Here is an 11,093-nt window from a genome sequence, read left to right on the forward strand (position 1 = left end):
GAAAGACAGGGCGTTATGAGCGCCGCAGCCATGCTTGCGAATTAGTGTTGTTCAGCAGCGGGTCGGACCCGAGGCCGGAAAGGATTGCGCCACAGTCATACTGTGGTTCGGAGGCGAGAAAGCCCGCTTCTCCCGGAAAGGAAAAGGTGACGGGGGTGTCGTTTTCAACGAAGCTGCCCGTCAGATCGGTGACATCACGCTCGCCCGAGAGGAACACGCGCCAGTCGCGGTTGATGAACTCGCGGCCTTCGGCGGCCCAGATCTGGCGACCGCCCGAGTCGAAAGCCTTGATCTCGAACTCGGTCCATTCGAGCGTCACACCGTCAATGGTGGTCGTCTCTCCTGTGAGGCGGTCGACACCGATATAGCGGGTCACGCCGAACACATCGGATTCGGTCGTGAAGTCGTAAGTATCCTCGCCCGTTGCGAGCAGCTCGGAAAAGGACGCGGGATCACGGGGGTTGTCGCCAAGGACCGAGGTCGAGCCCGAACGGGGCGAGAAGCTCTCGATCCATTGGGTTTCGCTGTCGATCGACCCGATATAGGTCATCCCGTCCATGTCGAGATCGACGCGGCGGGTATACCCCTCGGGGTCTGCCTCGCAGGTGAAGATATGCGAGACGAGGCAGGCTTTTTGCTGAACGGTGACGATGGCCTCGCAGCCTTGGGGGAGCGAGAAGGTCCCTGCGGAAACAGGCAGGCCGAAGAGGGCGGCAAGAGCCACCCCCGAAAGTCCTGTGATCTGAATCCGACGTGCGTTCATCAAAGTTGCCCGTGTTTTCCGCTTATTCGGCTGCGACCGAAGCGGATTGGTTGAGGTAGTCGAGGATCGCGGCAGCGCTGTCGCGGCCATCGCGGATCGCCCAAACCACGAGGGACGCGCCGCGCACGATGTCACCAGCGGCATAAACGCCGTCGAGCGAGGTCTTGCCCGTGCCGAACTCGGCTTTGATGGTGCCCCAACGGGTCACTTCGAGACCGTCGACGCCCCAGAGCTTGCGGAGGTCTTCGGGTTCGAAGCCAAGCGCCTTGACGACGAGATCGGCCTTTTCGACATAGTCGGCGCCTTCGATCAGCTCGGGCATCTGACGGCCAGAGGCATCGGGTGCGCCGAGACGCATCTTCTGGACTTCGACGCCTTCGACCTTGTCGCCGCCGACAAAGCCTTTGGGGGCTGCAAGCCAGACGAATTCCACGCCTTCTTCTTCGGCGTTCTGGGTTTCGCGCTGCGAGCCGGGCATGTTGGCGCGGTCACGGCGATAGAGACATTTGACCGAAGTCGCGCCCTGACGGATCGCGGTGCGCACGCAGTCCATCGCGGTGTCGCCGCCACCGATGACGATGACGTTCTTGCCTTCTGCGTTCAGCTCGCCGCTGTCGAATTCGGGCACGTCATCCCCGAAGGAACGGCGGTTCGAGGCGGTGAGATAGTCGATCGCGCGAACGATGCCCGTAGCTTCGGACCCCGGAGCCACAAGATCGCGGGTCTTGTAGACGCCCGTTGCGATCAGGACCGCATCATGCTTGCCGCGGATCGCGTCGAACGTGATGTCTTCGCCGACGTTGCAGTTGAGAACGAATTCGACGCCGCTCTGAACGAGTTGGTCGAAACGCTTCATCACGACGTCTTTCTCAAGCTTGAAGCCCGGAATGCCATAGGTCAGAAGCCCGCCTGCACGGTCGTAACGGTCGTATACGGTGACCTGAACGCCAGCGCGGCGGAGCATGTCGGCAGCAGCAAGACCGCCCGGACCTGCGCCGATGATCGCAACGCTTTCCGAACGCTCTGCGGCGGGGGCGATGGGCTTTACCCAACCGTTTTCCCACGCCATGTCGGTGATGTATTTCTCGACCGAACCGATGGTGACGGTGCCGTGGCCCGACTGTTCGATCACGCAGTTGCCTTCACACAGACGGTCCTGCGGGCAGATGCGGCCGCAGATCTCGGGGAAGGTGTTGGTGGCCTGAGACAGCTGATAGGCCTCTTCGAGACGGCCTTCGGCGGTCATGCGGAGCCAATCGGGAATGTTGTTGTTCAGAGGGCAGTGCGACTGGCAATAAGGCACACCGCACTGGCTGCAACGGCTGGCCTGTTCTTCGGCCTTTGCTTTTGCATACTCTGCATAAATCTCGTTGAAGTCCTGCTTGCGCTCGTCAGCGGCACGCTTGGTCGGCATATCGCGACGAACTTCGACAAACTTGAGCATCTTCTGAGTAGCCACAGGCCATCCTCCGCAATCTATTCGGAGCGACTGAATACTGTGGAGCTTGCAGAATGAAAAGTCAGTAATGCTGACCTAAATTACGCTTTTTGGCATTTCGCGGCCTAATTTCCGAAATTATTTTCAGAAATTAGGTAACTTGTGCTGACCTAATGCCTAAAAGCCCATCGAAAGAGCTATGAAAGCAAGGCTTCCCACGATGATTCGCCACCAGCCGAAAATGCGGTATCCGTTGCGGCTCACGTAGCCGAGAAGCCAATTGACAACGAGAACACCGGAGATGAAGGCGATCACGAAGCCGACCGCGATCTCGTTCAGGGCCGACATGTCGAGGACATCACGGTTCTTGTAGAGGTCATAGGCAAAGGCCCCCGCCATGGTCGGCATGGAGAGGAAAAACGAAAACTCGGCCGCCGCGCGTTTGTCCACACCGAGCGAAAGCGCGCCGACGATGGTCGCACCCGAACGGCTTACCCCCGGGATCATCGCGATGCACTGGATAAAGCCGATGGCCAGCGCCTTGGACAACGGAATGTCCATCGCGTCATGGTGTTTCGGTTCGGGCGCGATCTTGTCGATGAAGAGAAGCACGATCCCGCCAAGCACCAGCATGATGGAGATGAGCTTGGGGGTTTCGAAGAGCACGGTTTTGATGAAATCATGCGCCAGAACACCGATCACGACCGCAGGGAAAAACGCGATCAGAACGGAATAGATCGTGCGCCGTGCCGTCGGATCGCTCGGGGCGCGCGAAAACACGTCCCAAAGTTTTTTGGCATAAACCGAGAGAACTGCGAGAACCGCACCGAGTTGAATCACCACCTCGAAGGTTTTGCCTGCACTTTCAAAGCCGAGGAAATGCCCCGCAAGAAGAAGGTGCCCCGTGGAAGAAACGGGAATGAACTCGGTCAAACCTTCGACCAGCCCAAGGAAGGCGGCGACCAGTGTTGTATCTTGAACCATAGTCGCCTCTTGCTCTTAGGCTTTGCGCAGGTTTTTCGCCGACTCTTTGATCTCGGAGTATTGGCCCGAGGGACGGAAGCGCCAGAGATAGTCGGGCAGAACCGCTTCCATATCGGTCGGCTCGATACCGAGCTGGGCAAAGCCGCTTGCACCCTCGGAGACGACGTTGTCGGAGCGCAGGTTGATCACCTGATCCTTTGTCAGCGGGGCTTTGACGATGCCGAGGCTCAGGGTCTGGCCGATACCTGCGACGGTCGCGATGAGGTTGGCGATGCCGAACGGGATATTCACAACCAGACGACGACGACGGATCACGGTCAGCATGACGCCCATCAACTCGCGGAACGTCATCGCATCGGGGCCGCCCAATTCGTAGATACCGGCGGCAGCCTTGCCCGTGACGCCAGCGACGGCGGCCTGAGCCACGTCATCGACCCAAACGGGCTGGAACTTGGTGTCTGCACCGACCACGGGAAGGATCGGGCCGAAACGAGTCATCGCGGCGAAACGGTTGAAGAAACCGTCTTCGGAGCCGAAGATGATCGACGGACGCAGGATCACGGCGTTCGGGAAAGCGGCGAGAACGGCAGCTTCACCAGCCGCTTTGGTGCGGGCGTATTCACTTGCCGATTCGGGGTTTGCACCGATGGCGGAAATCTGGACCAGCGCACCGACACCCGCAGCGGCGGAGAGACGGGCGATACGGCCCGGCGCCTCGGCCTGAACGGCGTCAAAAGTGTTCTTGCCGGTTTCTTCGAGGATACCGACGCAGTTTACAACGGCATCGGCGCCGTGAAGGACTGCGGCGACGCTTGCATCATCGCGGACGTTGCAGAATACGGGCTCAACCTGACCGACGACGCCATAAGGCTTGACGAAAAGCGCCTCGTTCGGGTTACGGACCGCAACGCGGACGCGCCAACCCTCTTTCGCCATGCGGCGGGCAATATAGCGACCGACAAAACCGGAACCGCCGAAGATGGTGACAAGCTTGGACATGCTACGCCTCTCTTGAAAACTCGGCTTGGTTTACCCCTCACCCCCCAATGAGACAAGGCGCAAAAGGGAACAAAGTGAAATCATGTCGGAATCGCGTTGACAGTGCCCCAAAGCCGCCTTACATGCCGCCTCACGACACCTGCCCAGGTGGCGGAATGGTAGACGCGCTGGCTTCAGGTGCCAGTGGCCGCAAGGCCGTGGAGGTTCGAGTCCTCTCCTGGGCACCATATCCCCCAGTTAGCTTGCTGATTTTCCTTTGGTTTAACCGAAGGGAGGACACGTCTGTGTCACACATTCAGTACACATTGCTGCGTTCAAACACCTATTATTACAATCGCCGTGTTCCTAGGGCAGCGAGATATATCTACGGCGATTTCATACGGGTAGCTCTATCCACAGAGCAGCCTCAAGCAGAAGTGCTGGCTGGTCGTTTAACTGATGCGCTTAATGCTGCGTGGTCTGATACTAATCATGTCATGCGGCTCAATATCGAGGCGATCATCAGTAGCCACAAACCCCGCTTAACAAAGCTGTCAGAATTCACCTCGGATTATCTATCTTGGAAGTCCATCACCCCCACACCTGTGCTACTGGCAAGCAGGTCACTGATTTCTCTGCTGGGGGACCGTCATGTCTCTGAGTATTCCCGTGAGGACATAAAGCTCTTCGCTCAAAGCCTACTTCAGAAAGGTAATAGGACAGGGACTGTTAGACGTAGACTAAACTGTATTTCCGCCGTGCTTAACTATGCATATGCTGAGTTAGAATTGGATAAACGTAATCCAGCGTCTCGTGTCCTGATACGAGGAGAAGGTGCCGATGCTATGCGTAGAGCTACCTTCACGTCCAAGCAACTCGAACTTGGATATAAAGAGGCGTTAGCTTCGGGAAGTGACGTGCGTCTACTGTTCCCCTTGTTGGGTGAGACTGGGTGCAGATTGGCTGAGATTACTGGCCTTCGCATTGAGGATGTTTGTATTTCGTCCCAAGTGATCCATATCAGTCCCCATAGTTGCAGGCGTCTCAAAACCAAGGGCAGCGAGAGAGACTTGCCACTTGTAGGATATGCGCTGGAGGCAATGGAACTGGCATTGAAGCAAGCTGATCAGAGCTTCTTATTCCCTCGGTATCTCAAAGAAGATGCCATCAGAGCTACTCACGCCAGCAATGCTCTCAACCGTTGGGTCAAACAACGGTTTGGAGGCCTTACAGCGCACTCTTTGCGTCATACTATGAGAGATAGGCTGAGGGCAGCTTGTACACCACTCGAGTTAATAGATCAGATTGGTGGCTGGTCATCTGTCAACTCAATCGGTTCTCAGTACGGTGAGGGGTATAGCTTAAAAATGGTGAGAGATTATTTGGAAAAGGTAAAGATCGAGTAGTCAAAAAGCTTCAAGTTTCGTTGTCTTGCAAGGAGTAGGCTTCATTGAGGTCTACTTCTTTCAAACCACTGACAGTCGTCACAAAGGTTTCTCCCGCACCGTCCCAAGCGGCTACAGCATAACAGCCACTCATTTTAGTGCATTTGGTGGTAGCCAAGTTGAAGTTTTCAAGTATTCACCATTCAGTGATAATTGCTTGGCATGATGAGACTTGGAAGCCTTTCAGACCTAGCTATTTCTCGCCGTTTGTGTCATTAGTTTTTTTGCTAGGCTCTCCGAATTTCGCCAGCAATCCCCCAAGAACTAAGCTAACATAACCCCAAAAGGCAGCGTCGGGAAATTGATCCTTTGCGACAAATGATAATAAAAAGTTTACAATAAACATTACTAGGGCAACTTTTGGTACACCAAATGAAAATGCGCCGCCCAAGAACATGAGAAAAGCCATGAGCATTCCGACAGCTCCAGCCTGCATCACGCCTTGTTTCTCAGCTACAGAAGAGGCAACAGTTAAGAGGCCACTCTGCATAAACGAAACAAATGATAATACTATTCCAATAATGCCAACTGCTATTTTCACTTTTTATACCCTCATGCTAGCTTTGTTATTTTCTAAGTTTTTCATCTAAAGTTAGGCTTTGTCGATCTTTAATCTCAGTGTGTAAAGCGATGCTCTCGATGGATATCCATGGGCAATGATTAGAAAGGTGAAGATCGAGTAATCAATAAGCCTCATGGCTCGTTGTCTTTCAGGGTGTGGGCTTCATTGAGGTCTACTTCTGTCAATCCACTGACAGTTGTCACAAAGGTTTCCCTCTCGCTGTCCCAAGAGGCTACAGCATAGCATCCACTCATCATTGTGCTTGTTGGCGTCCCTGATGCTGAAGAGCAGTATGCACCGCTTAGCGGGAATAGAAGGGCGGTATGAGGCTCGCCATATGTAAGGAGCTGTACAAACAGTGGCGCCCAACTCATCCTCCATACAAACGTCTTCCCATCTACGAAGAGGTAAGTATCACATCCTCCAGTCCCACACCAAATTGGCCCAAGATCACCGCAGCTAAAATCCGAAATTAGGACGGTGGCAGACGTACCATTGCCGTCGATAGTCATTTGGTAGGTAGGGTCGCCTTTGATCCTCAGACCTTTTTCTGGGTTATTTCCCAACTCTTCGGCACACTGTTTATCGTAGGCTTCAAGGACTGACGCCACTGCATGTTGGTTAGCCTCAGGAATTACATCAGCCAGCACAACATTGGCCGTAGAGAACGTTATTAGAAGTGCTGGTATGAATTTGAGAACTTTGGAATTCTGAAGAACATGAGAGGAAGGCCAGAACTGAATGTGTGACACAGACGTGTCCTCCCTTCGGTTAAACCAAAGGAAAATCAGCAAGCTAACTGGGGGATATGGTGCCCAGGAGAGGACTCGAACCTCCACGGCCTTGCGGCCACTGGCACCTGAAGGATTTAAATTATCCTTTATTCCCATAGACTTACTTCATTTCCGCTTTAAAGAATACGTGATCACTACTGGAGGTCAACAGCTCTTTAACAGGTTATGTGTGACAAGATGTGTGACAGGGTTCGAGGAGCCAAGAGTAGGTTCGCAATTTGCCTTTCTTGCACTTAGGTCTCTAGTTTTGATGAAAGCAGGAGAGAGGCCTTTTTCTTGTGATGCTCCTGATAGTCACACAGAGAGCCATACCGCATCGTCTATCTTTCCAGAGTCTCACCCGGCTAGATGTAAGAGTTGGACTCTCTGGGTGCCCTTGAGAGTCTGTGCGGGGGCATGGGCCACAGGGGGGTATACCCGATGTACATATACCTGCTCTGCCAGAGAGGTGGCTTTAGGAACTGGGTGATAGTAGCTGTGGGATGACTGACAGCCTTTGCTGTTGGTCTTCATGACCATCTTCACACGTGAGAGAACATGGAACTGTTCGATCTGTCGTGGACGGGAGTATGCGGCCTGTTCTGTCTGCCAGTCTAACCGCCGATTATTAGCCCCTAGGGTAACGGGGAGTTTCATACAGTCGGCATTAGCAAGCGGTTCTTGAAGGATAGTCCGTCAGTAGAGCCACCCGCTGCACGTCACGCATACCAGCCCGCATCATGTCCCCGTTAATAGCGTGAGGATAGATAACGCCCAGCGCATATCGACAGTCACTGACAGTATAGCCATGAGCATTAACAGTGAGTGCCTGTATCAGTTCTGTCCGTGAGATAGCTTCTACCTAGCGATGGAAGGAGAAGGTGTGGCTGAGCGCCATAGCTGGCGGACCTAGCAAGCCGACAGTGTATAGATGGCTATTCTCTTGGACCCACCCTTTGGGGAAACACGAAGGGGTTAGGGGCGGTGTCACTGGCAGAGCGTGGACTGGGAGTAAACCTAAGTGCTGATAGCAAGTTACGTGGAGCTGGATGTTAACGAGTTTCAGTAGGTGAAACTCAGAAGTTTCATGTTTTATATGAATTATAACAGTACCTTAGTTGCCAAAAACGTTCCTGTAATAGCTGCAAGCAGGAACTGCTGCCAGACAAGGACTGAGAAGATACTGATAGTTCAACCTAACACCTTATCTCTTTCTTCTTATAAACATGAAAGAAGATGAAAACTAATAGCTATACAATGGTTACTTACCTCAATAGGTGCTGGGGGATACTTGTGTCGTAAACCCCCCGGAACTTTCTGTATGGCAACCCGCCTCCTTCTCGTGAGATCGGAACAACAACTTGTCTGCCAGTCATCTCCTTAACGTAAGAGCTAATCGTTTGCACGAAGACGGTATAGGCAGTCTCCCAGTCACTCACCTTTACTAGCAGGCAGTCATGCACTGGAAATGCTGGGATATCGTACTCGAAGGATAGCTTCTCAAGTGTCTGAAGCATCATCTCTGATTCATGAAAAGCTAAGAATGCAGGACCGTTGATATAACCTGTAGGATTTCCGCAAGAGTCGTAGCGGGGTTCCAACTTGTTCAAAGCAGGAATAGCGGCTTTCAGCTCTTGTTTGTAGTCATTCCATTCATCTTGAGAGATGTTGGTATCTTTCAAGAGGTCTTCTGATGGCACTGCTTTGTTAGGATTGCCTGTGCCGATTAACTCCATCACTATACGCTTCGATATTGTGCGGACACGTTTTACAGCTTCGCCCCGTTCATAATCTGTGAGACCTCCATGCATCGCATGGCCTATCAGCCCAGTTAGCTCAGTATAAGGATCATACCAGCTTTTCTGAGGGCTTAGGTTCTGCATTTCGACGTTGAGGAGAATACTCAGTAAGGTTGGCTGAGATGCTGATATGTCGAGTTGAAGCATAGGTTCACCGTCAATCGTGCAATCGAGCCTGTGGTCACTCTTCGAGTTGGTCCAGCTACCATATAGTCGTCCACCTACATCGAGGCGGCTATCAGAGAATACTCGTGTTACACAGGCAGCAGCATTCCCATTGGGCGATACTAGAGGGTGTTTGCGCCAATACTCATTTAGCGCCTGAATACGTGCTTCATGGCCCTGTAGAAGACATCCTCCGAACAACATGGTTGCTTCTGAATGAGTTAGCTTTCTCTTGGTGTCGCTATGACGTTTTCGTTTCTCTTTCTGGCTGCGAGTCTCGACCTGATTGATCTGCACTAATGGCCGCCCAGTCTCGATGAAAGTCACACCGTCTTTGGGAAGTAGGCGTGTTAACTTTTGGGTCACCTTCCAGCGTGTCATTACGCCTTCATATGCCGCCTTCCCAGCCTCTGTGGTGTGGAACTCTCGTTTACCTGAACTGGGATCACGTTTGATCAACCCACCCGTCTCTAGCGCCTCCAACGTGCGTTTCCCGATCTTTGCACCAACCGCAGGAAACTGTGTCCAGTGATCATGCCCAAGCAGCATCCCGACAAAGATATGCTTCTGCTGCGATCGAGGTTTAGATGCCTCAAAATCTTTCCAACGGATGGCACGTAATGCTGCATGAATAAACGACGCCATAATACAATTGTAGCTTTGGAACTTTGGACCAGAGCAAGGTAGTTGAAGTCGCTTCAAGAGAAGAGAGGTCAATTGTTCAGCTTCTGGATTGAACGGTTCATAGATTGGCTTCAGAAGGATGAGGACGGCGTTGTCGGTCTGAATACTTTCAGAGTTCATGATCACATTGCGAACTGGGTTGAAAAGCTGAAATTCCACAATGAAAATTATCAATACCACGTTGGCTCTCAAAAGCGGGCTTATTCACGCCATCCAAACTGGGCCAAGCAAGAATCAAGTGTATTGCGATAAGCAGATCGTCCATTAGAACTTCTATCCATTTCATTTACCATGCCACCCCAAAAACCCCCGCTGCCACCAAAGGTTGTGCATTCCCTCAGTAATCCGTAGCCCGTACATGTTGTCCTACTACCAAAGTCTGTGCGGGGGGTAGAGTTTGCAGCAATTCTTCTAGCGTTTTCAGCTTGCGGTACGCAAATTGCTTTCGCTTGGGTAGCCGAAACCGATGGGTTGTCGGTAATAGCCACCATTCCTGCTTCTCGACGAACAGTGCCCTCAGTTGGAGTTCGCTGAGGTGCAGGCCCATTTCTGAATACCGAGTTGGAAGGCATTTCATATGTCTCTGAGGAGGGCACTTTCTCCCGAACGCTGCTAACGATCCTGTTGGGGGCTAAGCGCTCCAAGCCAAATGTTTCTACGTAACTTCTGACAGCATTGTGTGTTTGTGGGCCCCAAAGCCCGTCAATGGCGCCCGGATAATACCCAAGTTGTTTGAGGCCATATTGGAACCTTACTCTTCGTATTTGGGACATCTGAAGAAAAAATAGCCTCATTTGTTCAATAGGAAAAACTACTTGTGTTTCACACAGCAAATCCCGTGCCTTTGCCTCATTAACGAATGGCTGATCTGGAAGGTATTGCTTCCATCTATGCTGTCCGTCGCTCCCAATGAATGTTGCATTGAAACAAAGCTCCTCAACAGAGCAGCTATCTAGGCTAGTCGGCGTACATTCGGCTACCTGTGCCGTTCCGCACCTTAAACCTCTTGATTTTGCCTCATCGACGAACAGTCGGTCTCTTAGGTTTCCCTTCCAGTTGTATTGACCGCTGCGATTTACGAATGTTGCATTGAAACAAAGCTCCTCAACAGAGCAGCTATCTAGGCTAGTCGGCGTACATTCGGCTACCTGTGCCGTTCCGCACCTTAAACCTCTTGTTTTTGCTTCATCAACGAATGGCTGATCTGGAAGGTATTGCTTCCATCTATGCTGTCCATCGCTCCCAATGAATGTAGCCTTGAAGCAAACTTCTTCACTTGAACATGTGCTGAGATTTGAAGCTAAGCAGTTAGCAGCGACTTCACCAAATCCAACGGACGGATTGAGTAGCGTCATTAAACAAAGTAGGTTAAGCGCCAAATTTTGTAGCTTAATTTTCACCATCGATTGGTCCACTAAACGAGAAGTTAAGATAAAGAATATGTCATTGCTTACCTTTAACCTTTGAAAGCCCAAGAAAGCCCAATCATTTTTGAATGATAA

General features: G+C 52.2%; 9 protein-coding genes and 1 tRNA gene. 2 read left to right on the forward strand and 8 right to left on the reverse strand.

The features are described from left to right. Positions 1 to 13: 13 nt before the first annotated feature. The 4 genes from QQG91_RS13770 to QQG91_RS13785 form a co-directional block, all read right to left on the reverse strand. A complete protein-coding gene (locus tag QQG91_RS13770; RefSeq protein ID WP_285770789.1) occupies positions 14 to 763 on the reverse strand; it encodes a hypothetical protein in 750 nt (249 codons plus the stop codon). A gap of 22 nt (positions 764 to 785) precedes the next feature. Beyond that, positions 786 to 2,222, reverse strand: a complete 1,437-nt coding sequence (locus QQG91_RS13775; RefSeq protein WP_285770790.1) for an NAD(P)-dependent oxidoreductase — start codon at positions 2,220 to 2,222, stop codon at positions 786 to 788. Positions 2,223 to 2,378: 156 nt separating this feature from the next. Beyond that, positions 2,379 to 3,185 (reverse strand): undecaprenyl-diphosphate phosphatase, encoded by an 807-nt coding sequence (locus QQG91_RS13780; protein WP_285770791.1) that lies wholly within the window; start codon positions 3,183 to 3,185, stop codon positions 2,379 to 2,381. Between the two features lie 15 nt (positions 3,186 to 3,200). Further along, positions 3,201 to 4,184, reverse strand: a complete 984-nt coding sequence (locus QQG91_RS13785) for a complex I NDUFA9 subunit family protein (protein ID WP_285770792.1) — start codon at positions 4,182 to 4,184, stop codon at positions 3,201 to 3,203. A gap of 141 nt (positions 4,185 to 4,325) precedes the next feature. Between QQG91_RS13785 and QQG91_RS13790 the strand changes: the two genes are divergently transcribed. After that, positions 4,326 to 4,411, forward strand: a tRNA-Leu gene (locus QQG91_RS13790). Between the two features lie 57 nt (positions 4,412 to 4,468). Beyond that, a complete protein-coding gene (locus tag QQG91_RS13795; RefSeq protein WP_285770793.1) occupies positions 4,469 to 5,569 on the forward strand; it encodes a tyrosine-type recombinase/integrase in 1,101 nt (366 codons plus the stop codon). 232 nt (positions 5,570 to 5,801) lie between these two features. Here the strand turns inward: QQG91_RS13795 and QQG91_RS13800 are convergent, their stop codons facing one another. From QQG91_RS13800 to QQG91_RS15575, 4 genes are all read right to left on the reverse strand, one after another. Continuing rightward, positions 5,802 to 6,149, reverse strand: a complete 348-nt coding sequence (locus tag QQG91_RS13800; RefSeq protein WP_285770794.1) for a hypothetical protein — start codon at positions 6,147 to 6,149, stop codon at positions 5,802 to 5,804. Positions 6,150 to 6,301: 152 nt separating this feature from the next. After that, positions 6,302 to 6,922, reverse strand: coding sequence for a hypothetical protein (locus tag QQG91_RS13805; protein ID WP_285770795.1), 621 nt, complete (start codon positions 6,920 to 6,922; stop codon positions 6,302 to 6,304). Positions 6,923 to 8,208: 1,286 nt separating this feature from the next. Then, positions 8,209 to 9,711: a zinc-binding metallopeptidase family protein gene (locus tag QQG91_RS13810; protein WP_285770796.1), complete on the reverse strand. Its 1,503-nt coding sequence runs from the start codon at positions 9,709 to 9,711 to the stop codon at positions 8,209 to 8,211. An 80-nt stretch (positions 9,712 to 9,791) separates the two neighbouring features. Next, a complete protein-coding gene (locus QQG91_RS15575; protein ID WP_352232106.1) occupies positions 9,792 to 10,994 on the reverse strand; it encodes a peptidoglycan-binding domain-containing protein in 1,203 nt (400 codons plus the stop codon). Positions 10,995 to 11,093 lie beyond the last annotated feature (99 nt).

Origin of the sequence: Marivivens sp. LCG002, assembly GCF_030264275.1 — a bacterium.
Taxonomy (GTDB): Bacteria; Pseudomonadota; Alphaproteobacteria; order Rhodobacterales; family Rhodobacteraceae; genus Marivivens.